The organism is Curtobacterium sp. PsM8, assembly GCF_030433875.1.
Taxonomy (GTDB): domain Bacteria; phylum Actinomycetota; class Actinomycetes; order Actinomycetales; family Microbacteriaceae; genus Curtobacterium.
Map to the genome: position 1 here is coordinate 1 of NZ_JARUXD010000065.1, position 19,318 is coordinate 19,318.

The following is a 19,318-nucleotide window of genomic DNA, read 5'->3' on the forward strand; positions in this document are numbered from 1 at the left end:
CGCGCCACGGGATGCCGTGGCGCGAGCCGTCTTCTGTGGTGCTGATCCGAACGGCACCGGGCGGCGCGGTGGTCGGCGGAGGTGCTACTCGCGCATCGCCTTGCCGACGCGGCTGTTGCGGCGGCTGTAGCCGAAGTAGATCGCGAAGCCGATGACGAGCCAGACGACGAACCGGATCCAGGTCTCGACCTCGAGGTTGAGCATCAGCCAGAAGCAGAGCACCGCGGACAGGATCGGGACCACCGGCGACCACGGCACCCGGAATGCGCGGGGAGCGTCGGGGCGGGACTTCCGGAGCACGATGATGCCGATCGACACGAGCACGAAGGCGGAGAGCGTGCCGATGTTGATCATGCCCTCGAGCTTGTCGACCGCGGTGAACCCGGCGAGGAACGCGACGACGATGCCGGCGACGACCTGCACGCGGACCGGGGTCTGCGTCTTCGGGTTCGTGACCGAGAACCAGCGGGGCAGCAGGCCGTCGCGGCTCATCGAGAACACGATGCGGGACAGGCCGAGCAGCAGCACCATGACGACCGTGGTCAGGCCGATCAGGGAACCGATGGCGATGATGCCGGCCGCCCAGGGCAGCCCGACGATGTCGAACGCGGACGCCAGCGAGGGCGCTTTCTCTTCAGCGAGCTGCTTGTACGACACCATGCCGGTGATCACGATGCTGACGCCGACGTAGAGCAGCGTGACGATGCCGAGACCGATGAAGATGCCGCGGGGCAGGGTCTTCTGCGGGTTCTCGGTCTCCTCGGCACTCGTGGCGACGACGTCGAAGCCGATGAAGGCGAAGAACACCAGCGACGCCGCGGCGAGCAGCCCGAAGACGCCGTACTGCGCCGGTGCCGCACCGGTGATCCACGACACGAGCGACTGCGTCAGCACGCTGCCCTCGGCACCCTTGGTCGGCTCCGCGGCGGGGATGAACGGCGTGAAGTTCGCGGCCTTGACGAAGAAGGCGCCGACCACGATGACGAACAGGACGATCGCGACCTTGATGACGGTGATGACCGCGGAGACCCGGCTGGACAGCCGCGTGCCGAACGCCAGCAGCGCCGTGAACACGCCGACGATGAGGACCGGGCCCCAGGTGAAGCCGATCGGGCCGATCGCGATGGTGCTCGGCAGTGTGACGCCGAACACGTCGAACGCGGTGCTGAGGTAGATGCCCCAGTACTTCGCGATGACGGCGCTGGCGGTCAGGGTCTCGAGGATCAGGTCCCACCCGACGATCCACGCGAGCAATTCGCCCATCGTGGCGTAGGTGAACGTGTACGCCGAGCCGGCGACCGGGATCGTCGAGGCGAACTCGGCGTAACACATGATCGCCAGGCCGCACGTGACGGCGGCGAGCAGGAACGACACGATCACGCCGGGGCCGGCGAAGTTCGCGGCGGCGTTCGCGCCGACCGAGAAGATGCCGGCGCCGACCGCGACGGCGATCCCCATCGCGGCGATGTCGAACGTCTTCAGGGAGCGCTTGAGCGAGCGCCCCTTCTCGTCGGCGTCGGCGAGCGACGCCTCGATGGACTTGGTGCGGAGGGCCATGGGACGTTCCCGTCATCGGAGCAGGCGGACCCCGGAAGGGTAGTGGTATACCGCACAGCGGTGCAACCGGGGACCGCGTCGCGCCGATCAGAAGGCAGCGTCGGAGCGCCCATCGCGCCATGCACGGAGGAACCGTGCTCCGGCCTCGTCGTGGATGACACCGTCCGGCGCGGTGAGCACCGGGTACGGCGTCTCGGGGACGCCGTCGGCCGGTCGGACGTCGACGTGTGCGACCCGGTGCCCGTTCGCGTGCAGCCAGTCCGCCATCGCGTAGTCGCTGCGGGAGTCGCCGACCGTCCGCCACTCGAGGGGGAGGTCGCCGTCCTCGGCCAGGAGCTCGAGTGCCCGCTCGGCGCCGAGGTCCTTGCCGCTGCGGTCGGACTCGACGTCGGTCGAGATGATCGTCGGGTCGACGCGCCACGCGACCGCGCCGTGCTCGTCCGGACGCACGTCGTCGAGGCGGCGGACGCCGAGGCCCCGGCGCTCGAGTGCGGCCATCGCCTGCGCGTCGAACGCGGGCTGCCGCGCGAGGTACGCCGCACTGTCGACGTCGACCAGCTGCTCGATCGACACCATGGCGTGCTTGGTCTCGTCGAAGAACACCAGGTCGGCGTACTCGTCGCGGACGAGCTCGCGCATCTCGTCGGCGAAGTCCCGCGGCAGCGCCAGGTCCTCGGCGACGGTCAGGTCTCCCATGCCGTCGGGGAACTGCGGGCCGATCGAGCACCAGACAGCACCCTTCTCGCACACCGCGTGCACCCGTCCGCCCGCGGCGAGACCGCCGGCGACGAGGGGGCCGACGACCTGCTCCCGGATGAAGGCGTCGCTGCGTCCGGTGTTGAACACGACGGGGATGCCCTCGGCCGCCAGGGCGACGAGGTCCTCGACGATGCTCGGGATCGCGATGGTCCGCGAGAGCGGGCTGGCGATCGGGCCGTCGACGTCGAGCAGGAGTCCGAGGCGGGGTGCGTTCACCCGTCCATCCTGGCGTAGGTCAGCGGGCGCAGCCACGGCGCGGCGTGCGATTCAGTGCGCGTCGGGACTGGGCTGGGTCTGGAGGAACCCGTCGACCGTGCTCCGCAGCACCGCGGGGTCCGGCACGTGGCCCTGCCCCTCGAGCACCACGGCCGTCGAGCCGGGCACCGTCTCGACCACCGCGCGCGCTGCCGCCCGGGTCCAGGTGGGTCCGGTGGTGCCCGCGGCGACGAGCACCGGGATCCCCACCGCGGCGAGTGCCCGCTCCGGCACGACGAGGCCACTGAGGACCCGGACGTCACGGCCGAGGACCCCGGCGTCGGCGAGCAGGGCCTTCCACAGCTTCGGCTTGAGGGGCACGGCGGAGACCTGCAGCATCGGGATGCCGAGCACGCGGGTGAGGTAGGCGCGGACCGCGGCGGCTCGGCGGCCGCCGGCGATCATCTCGTCGAGGCGGTCGGCGAAGAGGACGTCGTCGGCGTGCGCGTCGACGCTCGCGCGGTACGGCGGTTCGTAGAGCACGGCACGGCCGACCGGGACGCCGGTGGCGACGGCGTGCAGGACGACGGCGGCACCGACGCAGATGCCGAGGAGGTCGACGGGAGCGCCGACGTCGGCGACCACGGCGGCGAGGTCCTCGACCTCTCGCGCGACCGACCAGGGCCGGGTGTCACCGCTCTCCCCGCGGCCGCGGCGGTCGTACGTGACGACCCGGTAGCGGTCGGAGAACGCGGCGACGACCCCGTCCACGAACGGGGTGCCCCGGTGGTCGAAGGCTCCGCCCACGAGGACGAGCGCAGGGCCGTCCCCGCTCGACGAGACCGCGATCCGTGTGCCGTCCGCTGACAGCACCGATCGGTCGGCGGTGGTCGTCATGGCGTCCTCGTTCGGTCTCGACGGCGAGTGGCGCGCCCCCGGTCGTGCGGCACCCGGAGGGTACGACACGCATCGCGCTCGACGCTGATCTCGGTCCACGGAGTTCCGTGGACCACGCCGTCGTCGTGAGTCTGACAGGCCCGGGGCTCCGCGTCACCACCCACGTCCTGGGGGAGCGCTTGATGCTCCCTGTGAACGCGTGACCCGTCCGAGGGGTGCTCAGACGAGGGCGTCGGCGGCCACGGACTCGCGCTCGAGCAGCGACCGCTTGACGTCGAGCCCCCAGGCGAACCCGCCGAGGGAACCGTCAGAGCGCAGGACCCGGTGACAGGGCACGAAGAGGGCGGGGGCGTTCCGGGCGCAGACACTGGCGGCAGCGCGGACGGCGTCCGGGCGACCCATCGCGCTCGCGAACGCCGTGTACGTCAGCGTGGACCCCGCGGGGATGTCCCGGAGCCGCCGCCAGCCCTCGGCGAAGAGCTCGGTGCCGACCTGGTGGACGGGCACCTGCATGGCGTGCTCGGGCTCCCCCGCGTAGTAGGCGTCCACGGCGTCGGCCGCGCGGACCTGCCCGTCGAGGACCCGCGTCGGCCGGTACCGTTCGGCCAGGCGCGCGAGGATCCGGTCCGGGTCGGCGGTCCACCCCGAGGCGAGGACCCGCCCGCGGTCGTCTTCGAGCACGGTGAAGGGCCCGTCGGGGGTGGAGAGGGTGGTGAGGACGGCGTCGGTCATCGGGGTTCCTTCCCGGGGTTCGTGGAGGTCGCTGCGGTCCGGTCCATCGCGCGATCGATGATCGGCCGCCAGCAGTGCATCGTGAGGTAGCTCCGCCAGGGGGCCACCCGTTCCGACCATAGGGAGAGTTCACGCGCCGTCCCGGGCAGCCCGAGTTCCTGTGCACCGTTCCGCACGGCGAGGTCGCTGTGCAGGAAGAGATCGGGGTGGTGCCGGACCCGGAGTGCGACGTAGTCCGCCGTCCACGGGCCGATGCCCTTCACGGCGAGCAGGCCCGAGCGGAGTTCGTCGAGCGACTGACCGCCGTGGACGACGAGACTGCCGTCCGCGAGCGCCGCCGCGACGCGCATGATCGTGTCGACGCGGGCTGCGGGGCCGCGGAGGACCTCCCGCCCGCGCTCGGCGATCACCGCGGCACGGGGGAACAGCCGCACGACGGACTCGTCGGAGTCAGGGACCCCCGGCACGAGTCCCGCCGCCACCTGCTCCCCCAGCGCCGCCACGAGCCGTGTCTGCGCGGTCCGGGCCGCCGCGACGGACACCTGCTGCCCGATGAGGGTGCGGAACACCACCTCGTGCGGGTCCACCGCCCCCGGCAGGCGCATGCCGGGCACCCGTGCGACGACCGGTGCGAGCTCGGGCACCGCCGCGAGGGCCGCGTCCACCGCCACCGGATCGGCGTCGAGGTCGAACAACGATCGCACCCGGGCCACGAGGGTGGGCAGGTCGGACAGGTCGGTGAGCCGGACGAGCAGGTCCAGCCCGGTCCGCCCCCGACCGGAACGCGCGCCGGAAGCGCCGGACCCGGACCCGGACCCGGACCCGCCGGACTCGGCCCCGCCGGTACCGGACGCAGTCCCGCCGGTACCGGACGCGAACCGGTCGCCGCCCGCAGCCGTCGCGCGGAACCAGCCCGGGCCTCCCGGCAGGTCCAGCACCCGCCCGTAGGACGCGACCCGCCCGGCCGCGTCGAAGCCGACCTGCTCCATGCCGGCGAGCGCGTGCAATGCGTGCCACTCGAGCAGCCCCTGCACGTCGAACGGCGGCCGCGCCGGCAGGTGCACGCGGAGCGCGCCGTCACCGCCCGGCGCGACCCGCCGTCGGGACCGCAGTTCGGTGGGCGTGAGCGCGAAGACCTCGCGCACGGTGTCGTTGAACTGGCGGACGCTCGCGAACCCGGCGGCGAACGCGACGTCCGTCATCGGCAGGTCGGACGAGGTGAGCAGGGTCCGCGCGGTCTGCGCCCGGTGCGCGCGGCTGAGGGCCTTCGGTCCGGCGCCGAGCTCGTCGGTCATGATCCGGTTGAGCTGCCGTTCCGAGTAGCCGACGCGGGTGGCGAGGCCGGGGACGCCCTCCCGTTCGACGACGCCGTCGAGGACAAGGCGCATCGCGCGGCCGGCGACGTCCTCGCGGAGGTCCCACTCGGGGCTGCCGGGCGTCGCCTCGGGCAGGCAGCGGCGGCAGGCGCGGAAGCCGGCGAGGTGTGCGGCGGCGCTCGTCCGGTAGAAGGTGACGCCGGTGGATCGGGGTGTGCGGGCCGGGCAGCTCGGGCGGCAGTAGATGCCGGTGGAGTGCACGGCGGTGACGAACTGGCCGTCGAACCGCGCGTCCCGCGAGGCCGCGATCCGGTACCGCTCGTCGTGCTGCGAGACCGGCCGCGGATCGGGCTGCGAGTCGGGCAGCGGATCGGGCACCGCGTCGAGCGGCGCTTCGGCTCCGGTGGTCGTCATGCGGTCAGCCTGGCACGGGCCGACGACACCGGACTGGCGGGAATCGGACGTCGCAGCACCGCGGGTGGACGGGCCGACCGGGAGGCGCGGCTACCGTCGACCGCATGTCTTCCGTCCTCGACCCGGTCGCCTCCGTCGCCCTGCCGCACGCCCGGGACGTCGAGGTGACGATGCTGCTGGTCTCCCGGGGGCACCGCTACGAGGGGCGTCCCACGGACGGCGCGTCACCGACCGAGGAGGAAGAGCTCCGCGACCGCGTCGAGCTGCGCGCCGGACTCGGGATCGTCGGCGACCGCTACTTCGCTGCCCGCGCGCACGTGCACGCGTCGGTGACCCTGATCGGGGTCGCGGGGCTCGAGGCGGTGGGACGGGAACTCGGCGTGCCGGTCGACCCGGCGGCGACCCGGCGGAACGTGTTCCTGCGCGGCGTCGACGTCGAGGCGCTGCGGGGTGAGCCGTTCTCCCTGGACTCCGGCGACGGCCCCGTCCTGTTCCGCGGGTACCGGCCGGCGAACCCGTGCGCGTGGATGGACACCGAGGTGGCACCGGGGGCGTTCCGGGCGATGCGCGGGCGTGGCGGGGTGCGCTGCGACCCGGAGTCCGACGGCGTGCTCACCCTCGGCCGAGCCGTGCTCCGCACCGCGCACCCGGTCCCCGCCGACTGACGCGAACTCGGGCCCTGCGAAACGCAACGTGGGCGGCGTCGCACTGCGGAGTACCGCTGCGCGTTGCCGCCCACGTTGCGTGTTGCGAGGGGTCAGGCGAGGGCGGCCTGGATCGCGTCGACGAACGCCGGCAGGTCGCCGGGGTTCCGTGACGTGATGATCGTGCTGCCGGTCTCGTCGACCTGGACCTCCTGGTCGACCCACTCGGCACCGGCGTTGCGGACGTCCGTCTGCAGCGAGGGGAACGAGGTGATCGTGCGACCCGGCAGGACACCGGCCTCGACGAGGGTCCACGGGCCGTGGCAGATCGCCGCGACCGGCTTGCCGGCCTCGACGAACGCCTTCACGAGGTCGATCGCGGTGGCCTCCTGGCGGATGGTGTCGGCGTTGATCGTGCCGCCGGGGACCACGAGGGCGTCGAAGTCGCCGGCCGAGACACCGTCGAGGGTGGTGTCGACGTCGACGTCCTTGCCCGGGTCCTTGTCGCCGACCAGGGTCTGGATCGAGCCCGACTCCTTCGCGGCGACCGTCACGGAGGCGCCGCGCTCACGGAGCTGGTCGGTGGGGACGACGATCTCGTCCTGCTCCACGCCGTAGTTCGTCGCGATGACGAGGATCTTCTTGCCGTCGAGGGCTGCCATGGTCACTCCTTCCGCAGGCCGGGGTCTCCGGCTGCGCACACCACGGTCGTCGGACGCCGCTGGGTGTGTTCGCAGAGCGCAGGGGACACTCAGCCCCGGATCCGGAACCCGTCGCCCTCGGCCGTCACGGTGACCCCGTCGTACCCCGTGATGCGCACCAGGTCCGCCGGCAGGTCGGCGGAGGCGAGCGTCCCGACGGCGACGGTCGTCGCACCGGAGGCGAGCGCAGCCTCCAGTCCGGCGGGGGCGTCCTCGAAGGCCAGGCAGTCCTCGGCCGCGACGCCGAGCAGGGCGGCACCGCGGAGGTAGCCGTCCGGGTGCGGCTTGCCGTGCTCGACGTCGTCGGCGGCGACCACGGCGTCCGGGACGGGCACGTCGGCGGCCCGCATCCGGTTCACGGCGAGGTCCCGCGGGGCGCTCGTCACGAGCGCGACCGGCACACCTGCGGCCAGGAGCCGACGGACGAACGCGCCAGCGCCGGGGACCTCGATGATGCCGTCGGTGTTCTCGACCTCGTCGTTGACCAGCTCGAGTGCGACCCGGCGCTGCTCGTCCGGGGCAAGGTCGGGTAGGAAGTGGCGGATCGTGTCGATCGTCTGTCGGCCGTGCGAGAAGCCGAGGATCGTCTGCGGGTCGAGGTCGTGCTCGGCGCCGAAGCGGCCCCACGCACCCTCGACGATGGCGGTCGAGTCGACGAGCGTCCCGTCCATGTCGAACAGGACCCCGGACACCACGACGTCGATCACGCGCCCGACCCTACCCGGCAGGCGTGACGTGCAGCGGGACGAGCAGGGGGCTCCTCGTCAGCGCGCCCGCACGTACCGCGTCAACAGCACGTCCCCGGCCCCGTGCAGCACGTGCGCGAGCCGCATCGGTCGGAGCTCCGGCGACGACCCGTGCACGATGCGGCCGCCGTCGCCGCCCTCGAGGGACGGGTCGATCGACAGGCACAGCTCGTCGACCAGGTCGGCCGCCACCAGGGCACCGAGGAAGGACGGCCCGCCCTCGCAGTGGATCGCGCGGAGGCCCCGGTCGACCAGGGCGGCCCGGACCTGTGCCGGGTCGACGGCGTCGTCGCCGCAGGACACCACGTCGGCGACGGCCTCGAGCGCGTGTCGCCGGGAAGGGTCCGCGGACGCCGAGGTGAGGACGACCGGTCGGACCGGCGCCTCGGTGAACACCCGTGAGGCCGGGTCGAGGCCGAGCGACCCCGTCACGATCGCGAACACCGGGTGGTCGGGCAGTCCGTGCTCTCGACGCCAGGCGACGTCGGCGTCGTGCAGCACCATCGGCCCGTACCCCTCGTCGCGGACGGTGCCCGCGGCGACCAGGACGACGTCGGCGACCCGGCGCAGCAGGTCGAACACGCGCAGGTCGTCGTCACCGCCCAGGGAGCCGGACTTGCCCGCGGCGGTGGCGGAGCCGTCGAGGGAGCTGACGAAGTTCACGCGGAGCCAGCCGCCGTCAGCGGTGCCCTCGGCACCGTCGGTGTAGGCGGCGAGCAGTTCGGCGTCGGACAGGTCGGCGATCGGGTCGGGCAGGTGGGTCACGTGTTGTGCCTCGCTTCCAGGGGTGCGCGCCAGCCGAGGACGGTCTCGACCATGCGCATCGCGTCGACGGACTCGACGACGTCGTGCATCCGGACGATGCGGGCACCGAGCATGGCGCTGACCGTCGCGGCCGCCAACGACCCGGACAGTCGCTCACCGCGGGGACGGCCGAGGCTCTCCCCCACGAAGTCCTTGTTCGACACCGCGGCGAGGACCGGGTAGCCGAGGGCGACGACCTCCGGCAGACGCCGGGTCAGCTCGAGCGTGTGCACGGTCGTCTTGTTGAGGTCGTGACCGGGGTCGATGATGATCCGGTCCTCGGGGATGCCCGCCTCGAGCGCCCGGTCGACGCGCAGCCGCAGGAAGGCCGCGATCTCGCCCGCCACGTCGGCGTACTGCGGCTTCGGGTACTGCTGGCGGGGTGCCGCGAGCGAGTGCGTGATGACGATCGTCGCGTCCGAGTCGGCGACGACGGCGGCCATCCGTGGGTCGGCGAGGCCGGTGGTGTCGTTGACGACGCTGGCACCGGCGGCGATCGCGGCGGCCGCGACCTCGGGCCGGAAGGTGTCGACGCTGATCGTGACGTCGGACTGCTGCGCGACCTGCTCGACGACGGGCAGGACGCGCTCGATCTCGTCGTCGGCGGAGAGCTCCGGCCCGGGGGCGAACTTCACCCCGCCGATGTCGACCCAGTCGGCGCCCTGCTCGGCGGCGGTGACGGCGGCCTCGACCGCGCGGTCGAGCGCGAACGTCCGGCCCTTGTCGTGGAACGAGTCCGGTGTGCGGTTCACGATCGCCATCACGGCGATGCGGTGGTCGAAGTCGAAGGTGCGGCGGCCGATGGTGCGGACCGGTTCGCGCAGGTCCGGGACCACCCACCCGGGTCCGGACGACGCGGCCGCACCGGACGGGAGGCCCGTGCCGAGTCCGACGCGCATCAGGCGTCCGCCCCGGTGCCGGTGCTACGGCCGGTGCCGCTGCCGGCTCCGGCTCCGGCTCCGCTGCCGATGAGCGCGATCGCCTCGGCACGGCCCGCCGCGTCGGCGAGGATGCCGCTCGCTGCGACGGTGACGGTCGTGGAGCTCGTCTGCCGCTCCCCCCGGGTCGTCACGCACTGGTGCTGGGCGTCGAGGACGACCAGGACGCCGCGCGCCTCGAGGCCGTCCTGCACCGCCTGGACGACCTGCTCGCCGAGACGCTCCTGCAGCTGCGGGCGGGAGGCCAGCGCCTCCACCACCCGCGCCAGCGTCCCGAGGCCGATGAGTCGCTCGCCCGGCGCGTACGCCAGGTGCGCGGTGCCGAGGAACGGCAGCAGGTGGTGCTCGCACACCGAGCGGAACAGGATGTCGCGGACGATCACCAGGTCACCGCGCTCGCCGTCACCGGCCGGCACCGTGCCGTCGCGGGCGATCTGCGTCGCGTCCTGGTCGAGCCCGCGGAAGAACTCCGTGTAGGCGTCGGCGACCCGCTGCGGGGTCCGCTCCAGTCCGGGTCGGTCGGGGTCTTCGCCGATGCCCGCCAGCAGCTCTCGCACGGCGGCCTCGACACGGGCACGGTCCATGCGCTGCGTCACCCGGTCATCCAACACCGCCCGGCGGGGGTGCGACTGGACACGGAACGCGGTGACGTACCCCGATCACGGGGAACGGGCCACCCGGATGGCTACCCTGCGGCCGCGACGTGCCGGCGGTCCCAGGTTCCTTTAAACTCCCCCGGTGAGCGCCCCGCAGACATCCAGCCCGCCCCGGAACAGCGTCGCATCCGGCCTCGACCGCTTCTTCTCGGTCACGAAGCGCGGATCGACCATCCCCCGAGAGATCCGTGGTGGTCTCGTCTCCTTCGTGACGATGGCCTACATCGTCATCCTCAACCCGCTCATCCTCGGCGGGTTCAGCGCCGACCAGGCCGCCAAGGACGTCAGCGGCGGATGGCTCGAGAACGCTCAGGTGGCCGCGGCCACCGGCCTGGTCGCCGGTCTCATGACCATCGCGATGGGTGTGGTCGCGAACCTGCCGTTCGGCATCGCGGCGGGCCTGGGGATCAACTCGTTCCTCGCCGTCAGCGTCGTCCACCAGGTGACGTGGGCCGAGGCGATGGGCCTCGTCGTCATCAACGGTGTGATCATCGTGATCCTGGCGTTGACGGGCATCAGGACGATGATCTTCACCGCCGTGCCCGCACAGCTCAAGGCGGCGATCACGGTCGGCATCGGCCTGTTCATCGCGTTCATCGGCCTGGTCGACTCGGGCTTCGTGCGGTCCTCGGGCCTGGCGTCCCCGCCGCTGCAGCTCGGTGAGGACGGCTCGGTCGGGGCTCTGCCGACGATCGTGTTCCTGATCGGCCTGGTGATCATCGGCACACTGATGGCCCGCAAGGTCAAGGGCGCGCTGCTCATCGGCATCATCGCGACGACGATCATCGCGATCATCCTGCAGGCGGTGTTCCACGTGCCGACCTCGGTCGACTCGAAGACCGGCTGGAACCTCAACGCCCCGGGCCTGCCGAGCGCCCTGTTCGCCCTGCCCGACCTGTCGCTCGTCGGTCAGTTCGACTTCGGCGCCTTCGCCAGGATCGGCCCGCTCGCCGCGTCGATGCTCGTCTTCACGCTGGTCTTCACGAACTTCTTCGACGCCATGGGCACCATGACCGGGCTCGCGAAGGCTGCCGGAGTCGCGGAGAAGGACGGCACGTTCCCCCGTCTCCGCGCCGCGCTCGTCGTCGAGGGTGCCGGTGCGATCGCCGGCGGTGGCGCCTCGGTGTCGTCCAACACGGTGTTCATCGACTCCGCCGCCGGCATCGGTGAGGGCGCCCGGACCGGCATGGCCTCGGTCGTGACGGGTCTGCTGTTCCTGGCGTCGATGTTCCTCACGCCGCTGACGCAGGTGGTGCCGCTCGAGGTCGCCGCCGCCGGACTCGTCGTGGTCGGCGCGCTCATGGTCGCGCAGGTCGCGGACATCGACTGGTCGGACTTCGGCTCGGCGCTGCCGGCGTTCCTGACCATCGTCGTGATGCCGCTGACGTACTCGATCGCGAACGGCATCGGCGCGGGCTTCATCAGCTGGGTGCTCATCAAGGCGCTGTCCGGCAAGGGCCGGCAGGTCTCGTGGCTGCTGTACGTCGTCGCCGCGGGCTTCCTGCTCTACTTCGCCCGCGGCCCGCTGGAGACGGCGCTCGGCGTCGGCTGACCCGACCCGCTGAACGCAACGTGGGCGGTTGCTCGCAACGACATCTCGTGGCGAGCAACCGCCCACGTTGCGTTCCGGGGAGGGGACGGACGGGAGGCGCGGCTCAGTCCGGCAGGTCGGTGGGCGTCGCCTCGTGGTGGCGGTGGGCCGGCGTGCGCCGGTCCTCCTTCATGCCCGCCTCGAACAGGTGGCGCTTGCCGCCGACGAGCTGCTCGCGTGCGGTCCGCTCCAGCTCCTTCGCGGTCGCGTAGTAGCCGTCGTCGTAGTCCTCGACGATCTGGAACGTCCACCGACCGGCGATCACGTTCCGGCCGACGAGCTCGGTGTCGATGCGCTCCGCGAGCTCGGTGTGTCCGGCCTTCCGCAGCTGCTCCACCGCCTCGCCGATGTTCAGGTCGGCGGTGCCGGTCAGACGGTGGAACCCGTACAGCAGACCGCGGGCGTGCTCGATGACCTCGAGCGCTGCGGACAGGCTGCCGAGGGCTTCGACCGTTGCCTCGGAGACCCCGTCCGGGACCTGGTGTGCGGCGTCGGGACCCTGGCTGTCGTCGTTCGTCATGATGCTCGTCTACACGACTGCTCCTCGGTCGGTTGTCGGCATCCGCACAGGGCGAACGCGGCGCGCCGGAGCGGTTGCGGGTGTCGGATGGCCGACCTAGCATTCGAACACACGTTCGAACGAGGAGGCTCCTGATGATGATCGTCGACACCGCGGTCACCGTGTGGTGGACCGGTGGCACACCCGTCCGACTGGTCTGGCTGGGCCGGCGCTGGCGCGTCACCGACGTCCCGACCCGACTGACCACGACCCCGACCGACCTGCCCACCGCGATCACCCACGCACCGGAACGCACCGCCGGGTGGCGTTTCCAGGCGACCGCCGAGGACGGCGAGACCCTGGTGGTCGACATCGTCCCGGACGGCAGCGGGTGGACCGTCGCCCGGACCTGGACGTGAGCACCCTGGACGTGAGTGCCGTCGACGTGAGCGCTGTGGACGGCACCGGCGTGGGTGTGGACCCCGACCCGACGCCGCGCTACGGTCACCGCATGACGACCTGGGTCGCCCTGCTGCGCGGGGTCAACGTGAACGGCATCACGATCCGGAGCGCCGACCTCGCCGAACTGTTCCGTTCCCTGGGCCACACCGACGTCCGGACGGTCCTGGCCTCGGGCAACGTCGTGTTCACCGCCGCGGACCCCGTCGAGCCCGCGGCGCTGCGGTCGTCCGTGGAGCAGGCACTGCGCAAGCGCTTCGGGTACGACGCCTGGATCGTGCTCGTGCGCCACGATGCCCTGGCCGACCTCGTCGCGGGGTTCCCCTTCGCGTCGACGGCCGACCGGCACGACTACGTCGTGTTCGCCTCCGAGCCCACAGCGCTCGACGACCTGCTCGCCGGACTCGACCTCGATCCGTCGGTCGAGCAGGTCGCCCGCGGGGACGGCGTCGTCTACTGGTCGTGCCCGAAGGGGTCGAGCACGTCGACCGTCTTCGCGAAGCGCGCCGGTGCCGCCCGGTTCAAGCGGACCACGACGGCACGCAACACGAACACGCTCCGCAAGCTGCTCTGACCGGAGACGCCCGGGTCAGGCCTGCGCCGGCTGCCCGTTGCTCGCCATCGTGCCGCCGTCGACGGGCAGGATCGCGCCCGTGATGAACGACGCCTCGTCGCTCGCCAGGAACAGCACCGCCGCCGCGACCTCCTCGGACCGGCCGCCGCGACCGAGGGCGATCCGCTCCGAGAACTCCCGCTTCAGCTCCTCGTCCTCCGCCTGCGACTGCGTCAGGTCCGTCCAGATCAGGCCCGGCGCGACGGCGTTCACGCGGACGCCGAACCCGCCGTTGTCGAGCGCCGCCGCCCTCGTGAAGTTCGAGACGCCGCCCTTCGCCGCGTTGTAGGGGCTCATCCGCCAGTCCGCGGCCTCACCGGACACCGACGAGGTGTTCACGATCGAGCCCTTCGTCTCGCGGAGGAACGGCAGCGCCACCCGGGTGCCGTAGAACACGCTCGACAGGTCCGTCTCGACGACACGGTGCCACTCGGCGGGCGAGATGTCCGTGATGTCGCCCGAGGTGAACGTCCCGGCGTTGTTGACGAGCACGTCGAGCCGGTCCCACCGGTCGATCGCCGCGTCGACGATCGTCTGCCACGCGTCCGGGTCGGCGACGTCGGCCTGCAGCCACAGTGCCTGTTCCGTCGGCAGGGAGTCGGCGACGTCGCGCACCTTGTCCGCGACGCTGTCGACCAGGACGACCCCGGCGCCCTCCGCGACGAACGCGCGTGCGGTGGCCTCGCCGATGCCGGACCCCGCGCCGGTGACGATCGCGACCTTGCCCTCGAACCGCTTGCCCATGGTGTGTTCCTCTCGCGTCGGTGGTCCCCTCGTCAGGGACACCGTCGGCCCGGAGGACACGGGAGACCACGGTGCCCGCCGCGCCCTGGACGGGAGTCCAGGCGGAGGCGGGCATCGGTGGCGGAAGGAGGGCGGGCCTCCCGGCCGGATCAGGCGATCAGGCGATCAGGCGATCAGGCGATCAGGCGGTGGTGTCCTCGTTCTCCATGTCGCGTTCCAGCGAGATCGTCGGGATGGAGGCGGTGATCACCGAACCGTCGGCGCGGAGCGTCCCCTGGATGTCACTGGTGGTCGGCGCGTGGCCGGCCATCCGCGGACCCTGGTGCGGCAGCGGGACGACGGTCGGGTCGCCCGGGCGGACCTCGGTCTGCTGGTTGTGGACCCACGCGTCGAAGCCGTCACCGGTCTCGACCGTGAAGGTCAGCGCCTTCTGCTCGAGGTCGACGCGCACGCGCGAGCCGTGGACGGTCATCCGGTACGTCAGACGGTCCCAGTCGACCGGCAGCCGCGGGTTGAACGACAGCCGTCCGCCGTGGTCGCGCATGCCGCCGAAGCCGTTGACGAGCGCACCCCAGATGCCGCCGGTCGACGCGATGTGCACGCCGTCGGTGGTGTTGCCGTGCAGGTCGGCGAGGTCGACGTAGAGCGCGGTCTGGAAGTACTGTCCGGCGAGCTCGTGGTACCCGACCTCGGCCGCCATGATCGACTGCACGACGGCCGACAGCGTCGAGTCACCCGTGGTCAGGGCGTCGTAGTAGTCGAAGTCACGACGCTTCTCGGCCGGCGTGAACTCGTGGCCCTGCAGGAACAGGGCGAGCACGACGTCGGCCTGCTTGAGCACCTGGAACCGGTAGATGACCAGCGGGTGGTAGTGCAGCAGCAGCGGCCGCTTGGACTCGGGCGTGCGCTCGAGGTCCCACAGCTCCTTGTCGAGGAACTGGGCGTCCTGCGGGTGGATGCCGCGGTGCGGGTCGAACGGGATCTCCATCGACTCGGCCGCGCGCTCCCAGCTCTCGACCTCGGACTGGTCGAGGCCGGTCCGACGGATCATCCGCGCGTACTCGTCCGGGTCGTCCACGGCGAGGTGGCGGCAGGCGTTGACGGCGGACCAGAGGTTCGCCCGGGCCATCACGTTCGTGTACATGTTGTCGTCGACGACGGTCGTGTACTCGTCCGGGCCGGTGACGCCGTCGATGTGGAACTTCTGGTCGCCGTTCGAGCGCCAGAAGCCCAGGTCCTCCCACAGACGGGCGGTCTCGACCAGGATGTCGATCGCGCCGCGCTTGAGGAAGTCGGTGTCGCCGGAGGCCCGCACGTACTGCATCAGGGCATGGGCGATGTCGGCGTCGATGTGGTACTGCGCGGTGCCGGCGGCGTAGTACGCGCTGGACTCCTCACCGTTGATCGTGCGCCACGGGAAGAGGGCACCGCGCTGGTTCAGCTCGCGGGCACGGGACCGTGCGGCGTCGAGCATGTTGTAGCGGAACCGGAGGGCGTTCCGAGCGACGATCGGTGCCGTGTACGACAGGAACGGCAGGACGTAGATCTCCATGTCCCAGAAGTAGTGGCCGCCGTAGCCGGAGCCGGTGACGCCCTTCGCCGCGATGCCGTGGCCGTCGGTGCGAGCCGTCGCCTGCGCGAGCTGGAACAGGTTCCAGCGGACGGCTTGCTGTACCTCGGGCTGGCCGGCGACCTCGACGTCGCTGCGGGCCCAGTAGTCGTCGAGCCACTTGCGCTGCTCACCGAAGACCTGCTCCACGCTCTCGTACTTCGCGCGGTCCAGGGTGCGGTCGCAGCGGTCGGCGAGCTCGCGCGCCGGGACCCCGCGGGACGTGTGGTAGACGACGCTCTTGACCAGGCGGATCGGCTGCCCGGCCTTCGCCTGCACCCGGTAGACGTGCTTCGCCAGGTCGTCCTCGATGCTCGAGGTCTCGTCCCAGCTGTTCTCGGTCTCGAGCCGGTGCTCGACGCCGACGCAGATCGTCATGCCCGAGCTGGTCGCCTGGTAGCCGAGCAGGGACCGCGAGCCCGCGTTCCGCTTCAACCGGGGCTGCAGCACCCGGTCGGTGAAGGACTCGGCCTTGCGCGGGTCGAACGCCGCCGCGGCCGCCTTCATGCCGGCGTGGTACTCGTCGGCGACGTCCTGGCGGTTGAGCACCTGGCTCGACAGCAGCACCGAGGCGTCGTGGTCGAGCATGGTGACCTCGTAGTCGATGACGGCGAGGTGCCGCTCGACGAAGGACACCAGGCGCCGGGAGCGGATGAGCACCCGTTTGCCGGACGGCGTCGACCACTCGGTCTCACGCAGCAGGTACCCGCCGCGGAAGTCGAGCCGGCGGCTGTGGCGGAGGATGTCGGCCTCGGACAGGACGAGCGGCTCGTCGTCGACGTACAGCCGGATGACCTTGGCGTCGGGGACGTTGATGATCGTCTGCCCGGTCTTCGCGAAGCCGAACGCGGTCTCGGCGTGCCGGATCGGCCAGGTCTCGTGGAAGCCGTTGATGTACGTGCCGTACTGCACGCCGCCGCGGCCCTCGTCGAAGTTGCCGCGGAGGCCGAGGTACCCGTTGCCGACGGCGAAGTTCGTCTCGTCGACGCCCTGCTCGTCCGCGTACTCGGTCTCGATCAGCGCCCACTCGTCGACCGGGTACCGGACGCGGTCGAGGGGGTCGGAGGTGATGGGGTTCATGCGGTCTTCCCGGAGTCGGCAGCAGACAGGTCGGGCAGGAGGTCGGCGAGGTCCGTCACGACGAGGTCCGCACCGTGCTCGCGGAGGGCGTCGGCACCGGCGCCGCGGTCGACCCCGATGACGAGCCCGAACGCGCCGTTGCGGCCGGCTTCGACCCCGCTGGTGGCGTCCTCGACCACGACGCACTCGGCGGCGGTCAGGCCGAAGCGGGTGGCGGCGTCCAGGTAGGTGTCCGGCGCGGGCTTGCCGGCCAGGCCGTCCGCGCGGGCCACGGCACCGTCGACGATGACGTCGAAGCGGTCGATGATGCCCGCGGTCCGGAGCACCTGCTTCGCGTTCGCGGAGCTGGAGACCACGGCGACCTCGTACCCGGCGTCGATCGCCGCGGTGAGGAACCGCAGCGACCCCGGGTACGGCGAGACGCCGTGCTCCTGCAGCTCGGCGGTGAACTCGGCGTTCTTCCGGTTGCCGAGCCCGCACACGGTGTCGAGCGTGGGGTCGTCGTCCGGGGTGCCCTCGGGGACGTCGATGCCGCGGGCCTGCAGCAGCGAGCGGACCCCGTCGTACCGGGGCTTGCCGTCGACGTACGCGAAGTAGTCCTGCTCCGTGTACGGCGCGACCCCGTGGTGCTCGAGGTAGGGCGTGAAGAGGCGACTCCAGGCACGCATGTGCACCTCGGCCGTGGGCGTCAGGACGCCGTCCAGGTCGAAGAGGAGGGCTCGCTGGTCAGCGAGCGGTGCAGGGGTTCGCCGATCCGACGACGTCATGGGCAGACCTTCCAGGGGAGCGGTGTCGAACACGTTTGCTGCGGGGTCAACTCTAGGACCGCTCCGCCGCCGCGTGTTCCACGCTGGGGAGTGTGCCGCCCGGTCCGGGGAGCGCGGATCTGGACCGCCGTCCAGCCGGGCGCCGGGACGCTCGCGGGCATGACCTCTGACACCGCAGCGCCGCCGCAGGACGGGACCGGATCGAAGCTGAAGCAGGCGATCACCGGCCCCTTGCTGTTCCTGTTCATCCTGGGCGACGTCCTCGGGGCGGGCATCTACGCCCTGATGGGCACCCTGTCGAAGGACGTCGGCGGCGCACTCTGGGCACCGCTCGTGCTCGCCCTGCTGCTGGCCCTGCTGACCGCCGGTTCCTACGCCGAACTCGTCACGAAGTACCCGAAGGCCGGAGGCGCCGCGGTGTTCGCCGAGCGCGCGTACAAGGTGCCGCTGGTGTCGTTCCTGGTCGGGTTCTCGATGCTCGCCGCCGGGGTCACGAGTGCCGCGGGGCTGTCGCTCGCCTTCGCCGGCGACTACCTCGGCACGTTCATCGACGTCCCGCCGGTGCCGGCAGCGATCGTGTTCCTGGCCCTCGTCGCCTGCCTCAACGCCCGCGGCATCTCGGACTCGCTGCGGAGCAACGTCGTCATGACGATCATCGAGCTGTCCGGCCTGGTCATCGTGATCGTCACGGTCGCGGTGATGATGGGCGGCGGTGGCGGTGACGTCTCGCGCGTCGGGGCGTTCCCGGCCGAGGCGAACCCGGCCCTCGCGACCCTCAGTGCGGCCATCGTCGCCTACTACTCGTTCGTCGGCTTCGAGACGTCCGCCAACGTCGCCGAGGAGGTCCGCGAACCCCGCAAGGTCTACCCGCGCGCCCTGTTCGGCTCCCTCGCCGCCGCCGGCGTCGTCTACGTGCTCGTCGCCCTCGCCAGCTCGATCGCCCTGCCCGCGTCGAAGCTGTCCGACTCGAGCGGCCCGCTGCTCGCGGTCGTCGCCGCGACCGGCGTGCCGATCCCGGACTGGGTGTTCAGCATCATCGCCCTGGTCGCGGTGGCGAACGGCGCGCTGCTCACCATGATCATGGCGAGCCGCGTCACCTACGGCATGGCCGAGCAGCGTCTGCTGCCGCGCCTGCTCGGCAAGGTCCTGCCGAACCGGAAGACCCCGTGGACGGCGATCATCGCGACGACCGTGGTCGCGATGCTCCTCACGCTGGTCGGGGACGTCGGCACGCTCGCCGAGACCGTCGTGCTGCTGCTGCTCTTCGTGTTCATCAGCACGAACGTCGCGGTCCTGGTGCTGCGGAAGGACCGGGTGGAGCACGAGCACTTCCGGGTGTGGACGTTCGTGCCCGTGCTCGGGGTCGCGTCCTGCATCCTGCTGCTCACCCAGCAGAGCGGACAGGTCTGGCTGTACGCGGCGGTCCTGCTCGCGGTCGGCGTGGTCCTGTACTTCGTCGCCCGCGCGACGCGGGGTCGCGACCGCACCGGCTCGGGGACGTCGGCCTCCTGACGGGGGTGGGGGGGGGGGGGCCCCCCCCGGGGGGGGGCCCCCCCCCCCCCCCCCCCCCCCCCCCCGCCCCCGCCGCGCCCCCGGG

At 71.9% G+C, this 19,318-nt stretch carries 19 protein-coding genes; 5 read left to right on the forward strand and 14 right to left on the reverse strand.

The window, feature by feature from the left end; genetic code table 11:
* Positions 1-84: 84 nt before the first annotated feature.
* The 5 genes from QCD68_RS13770 to QCD68_RS13790 form a co-directional block, all read right to left on the reverse strand.
* The gene (locus tag QCD68_RS13770; RefSeq protein ID WP_221848962.1) at positions 85-1,557 is read right to left on the reverse strand and encodes an APC family permease; all 1,473 of its coding nucleotides are present in this window, start codon (positions 1,555-1,557) and stop codon (positions 85-87) included.
* 87 nt (positions 1,558-1,644) lie between these two features.
* Positions 1,645-2,532: a hypothetical protein gene (locus tag QCD68_RS13775; RefSeq protein ID WP_301223420.1), complete on the reverse strand. Its 888-nt coding sequence runs from the start codon at positions 2,530-2,532 to the stop codon at positions 1,645-1,647.
* A 51-nt stretch (positions 2,533-2,583) separates the two neighbouring features.
* Positions 2,584-3,408, reverse strand: a complete 825-nt coding sequence (locus tag QCD68_RS13780) for an alpha/beta fold hydrolase (RefSeq protein ID WP_111073991.1) — start codon at positions 3,406-3,408, stop codon at positions 2,584-2,586.
* Positions 3,409-3,627: 219 nt separating this feature from the next.
* On the reverse strand, positions 3,628-4,140 hold the full coding sequence (locus QCD68_RS13785; RefSeq protein WP_301223421.1) for a methylated-DNA--[protein]-cysteine S-methyltransferase: 513 nt from the start codon (positions 4,138-4,140) through the stop codon (positions 3,628-3,630).
* A complete protein-coding gene (locus QCD68_RS13790) occupies positions 4,137-5,870 on the reverse strand; it encodes a DNA-3-methyladenine glycosylase 2 family protein (RefSeq protein WP_301223422.1) in 1,734 nt (577 codons plus the stop codon). Before QCD68_RS13790 ends, QCD68_RS13785 begins: the two co-directional genes overlap by 4 nt.
* Positions 5,871-5,974: 104 nt before the next feature.
* Between QCD68_RS13790 and QCD68_RS13795 the strand changes: the two genes are divergently transcribed.
* Positions 5,975-6,535 carry a molybdenum cofactor biosysynthesis protein gene (locus tag QCD68_RS13795; protein ID WP_301223423.1) on the forward strand — a complete coding sequence of 187 codons (561 nt, stop codon included), beginning with the start codon at positions 5,975-5,977 and terminating at the stop codon, positions 6,533-6,535.
* A 92-nt stretch (positions 6,536-6,627) separates the two neighbouring features.
* Here QCD68_RS13795 and QCD68_RS13800 read toward each other — a convergent pair whose 3' ends face one another.
* From QCD68_RS13800 to folE, 5 genes are all read right to left on the reverse strand, one after another.
* Positions 6,628-7,176: a type 1 glutamine amidotransferase domain-containing protein gene (locus QCD68_RS13800; protein WP_301223424.1), complete on the reverse strand. Its 549-nt coding sequence runs from the start codon at positions 7,174-7,176 to the stop codon at positions 6,628-6,630.
* Positions 7,177-7,265: 89 nt separating this feature from the next.
* Positions 7,266-7,922, reverse strand: coding sequence for an HAD-IA family hydrolase (locus tag QCD68_RS13805; protein WP_253465334.1), 657 nt, complete (start codon positions 7,920-7,922; stop codon positions 7,266-7,268).
* 57 nt (positions 7,923-7,979) lie between these two features.
* Positions 7,980-8,726, reverse strand: a complete 747-nt coding sequence (locus tag QCD68_RS13810) for a pyrimidine reductase family protein (RefSeq protein ID WP_301223425.1) — start codon at positions 8,724-8,726, stop codon at positions 7,980-7,982.
* A complete protein-coding gene (folP, locus tag QCD68_RS13815; RefSeq protein WP_301223426.1) occupies positions 8,723-9,664 on the reverse strand; it encodes a dihydropteroate synthase in 942 nt (313 codons plus the stop codon). The genes QCD68_RS13810 and folP overlap by 4 nt, the downstream gene beginning before the upstream one ends.
* Positions 9,664-10,287, reverse strand: a complete 624-nt coding sequence (folE, locus tag QCD68_RS13820) for a GTP cyclohydrolase I FolE (RefSeq protein ID WP_301223430.1) — start codon at positions 10,285-10,287, stop codon at positions 9,664-9,666. The genes folP and folE overlap by 1 nt, the downstream gene beginning before the upstream one ends.
* Positions 10,288-10,441: 154 nt before the next feature.
* Here folE and QCD68_RS13825 point away from each other — a divergent pair, with 154 nt between their 5' ends.
* Entirely contained in the window at positions 10,442-11,911 is a 1,470-nt protein-coding gene (locus tag QCD68_RS13825; protein WP_290155793.1) for an NCS2 family permease, read from the forward strand.
* A 103-nt stretch (positions 11,912-12,014) separates the two neighbouring features.
* Here QCD68_RS13825 and QCD68_RS13830 read toward each other — a convergent pair whose 3' ends face one another.
* The gene (locus QCD68_RS13830) at positions 12,015-12,470 is read right to left on the reverse strand and encodes a hypothetical protein (RefSeq protein ID WP_111074001.1); all 456 of its coding nucleotides are present in this window, start codon (positions 12,468-12,470) and stop codon (positions 12,015-12,017) included.
* 134 nt (positions 12,471-12,604) lie between these two features.
* Here QCD68_RS13830 and QCD68_RS13835 point away from each other — a divergent pair, with 134 nt between their 5' ends.
* On the forward strand, positions 12,605-12,868 hold the full coding sequence (locus tag QCD68_RS13835) for a hypothetical protein (protein WP_111074002.1): 264 nt from the start codon (positions 12,605-12,607) through the stop codon (positions 12,866-12,868).
* A gap of 92 nt (positions 12,869-12,960) precedes the next feature.
* Positions 12,961-13,482, forward strand: coding sequence for a DUF1697 domain-containing protein (locus QCD68_RS13840; RefSeq protein ID WP_301223427.1), 522 nt, complete (start codon positions 12,961-12,963; stop codon positions 13,480-13,482).
* 15 nt (positions 13,483-13,497) lie between these two features.
* Here QCD68_RS13840 and QCD68_RS13845 read toward each other — a convergent pair whose 3' ends face one another.
* From QCD68_RS13845 to QCD68_RS13855, 3 genes are all read right to left on the reverse strand, one after another.
* Complete coding sequence (locus QCD68_RS13845) at positions 13,498-14,265, reverse strand: SDR family NAD(P)-dependent oxidoreductase (protein ID WP_301223428.1); 768 nt, start codon at positions 14,263-14,265, stop codon at positions 13,498-13,500.
* Positions 14,266-14,446: 181 nt separating this feature from the next.
* Entirely contained in the window at positions 14,447-16,954 is a 2,508-nt protein-coding gene (locus tag QCD68_RS13850; protein ID WP_111074004.1) for a glycoside hydrolase family 65 protein, read from the reverse strand.
* The gene (locus QCD68_RS13855) at positions 16,951-17,721 is read right to left on the reverse strand and encodes an HAD family hydrolase (RefSeq protein WP_221848975.1); all 771 of its coding nucleotides are present in this window, start codon (positions 17,719-17,721) and stop codon (positions 16,951-16,953) included. Before QCD68_RS13855 ends, QCD68_RS13850 begins: the two co-directional genes overlap by 4 nt.
* A gap of 159 nt (positions 17,722-17,880) precedes the next feature.
* Here QCD68_RS13855 and QCD68_RS13860 point away from each other — a divergent pair, with 159 nt between their 5' ends.
* The gene (locus QCD68_RS13860; protein ID WP_301223429.1) at positions 17,881-19,233 is read left to right on the forward strand and encodes an APC family permease; all 1,353 of its coding nucleotides are present in this window, start codon (positions 17,881-17,883) and stop codon (positions 19,231-19,233) included.
* Positions 19,234-19,318 lie beyond the last annotated feature (85 nt).

Excerpts from the sequence above, each read along its gene's own strand:
- QCD68_RS13770 (WP_221848962.1), bottom strand. The coding sequence starts at position 1,557 with ATGGCCCTCCGCACCAAGTCCATCGAGGCGTCGCTCGCCGACGCCGAC.
- QCD68_RS13780 (WP_111073991.1), bottom strand. The coding sequence starts at position 3,408 with ATGACGACCACCGCCGACCGATCGGTGCTGTCAGCGGACGGCACACGG.
- QCD68_RS13785 (WP_301223421.1), bottom strand. The coding sequence starts at position 4,140 with ATGACCGACGCCGTCCTCACCACCCTCTCCACCCCCGACGGGCCCTTC.
- QCD68_RS13790 (WP_301223422.1), bottom strand. The coding sequence starts at position 5,870 with ATGACGACCACCGGAGCCGAAGCGCCGCTCGACGCGGTGCCCGATCCG.
- QCD68_RS13795 (WP_301223423.1), top strand. The coding sequence starts at position 5,975 with ATGTCTTCCGTCCTCGACCCGGTCGCCTCCGTCGCCCTGCCGCACGCC.
- QCD68_RS13800 (WP_301223424.1), bottom strand. The coding sequence starts at position 7,176 with ATGGCAGCCCTCGACGGCAAGAAGATCCTCGTCATCGCGACGAACTAC.
- folP (WP_301223426.1), bottom strand. The coding sequence starts at position 9,664 with ATGCGCGTCGGACTCGGCACGGGCCTCCCGTCCGGTGCGGCCGCGTCG.
- folE (WP_301223430.1), bottom strand. The coding sequence starts at position 10,287 with ATGGACCGTGCCCGTGTCGAGGCCGCCGTGCGAGAGCTGCTGGCGGGC.
- QCD68_RS13830 (WP_111074001.1), bottom strand. The coding sequence starts at position 12,470 with ATGACGAACGACGACAGCCAGGGTCCCGACGCCGCACACCAGGTCCCG.
- QCD68_RS13835 (WP_111074002.1), top strand. The coding sequence starts at position 12,605 with ATGATGATCGTCGACACCGCGGTCACCGTGTGGTGGACCGGTGGCACA.
- QCD68_RS13840 (WP_301223427.1), top strand. The coding sequence starts at position 12,961 with ATGACGACCTGGGTCGCCCTGCTGCGCGGGGTCAACGTGAACGGCATC.
- QCD68_RS13845 (WP_301223428.1), bottom strand. The coding sequence starts at position 14,265 with ATGGGCAAGCGGTTCGAGGGCAAGGTCGCGATCGTCACCGGCGCGGGG.
- QCD68_RS13850 (WP_111074004.1), bottom strand. The coding sequence starts at position 16,954 with ATGAACCCCATCACCTCCGACCCCCTCGACCGCGTCCGGTACCCGGTC.
- QCD68_RS13855 (WP_221848975.1), bottom strand. The coding sequence starts at position 17,721 with ATGACGTCGTCGGATCGGCGAACCCCTGCACCGCTCGCTGACCAGCGA.
- QCD68_RS13860 (WP_301223429.1), top strand. The coding sequence starts at position 17,881 with ATGACCTCTGACACCGCAGCGCCGCCGCAGGACGGGACCGGATCGAAG.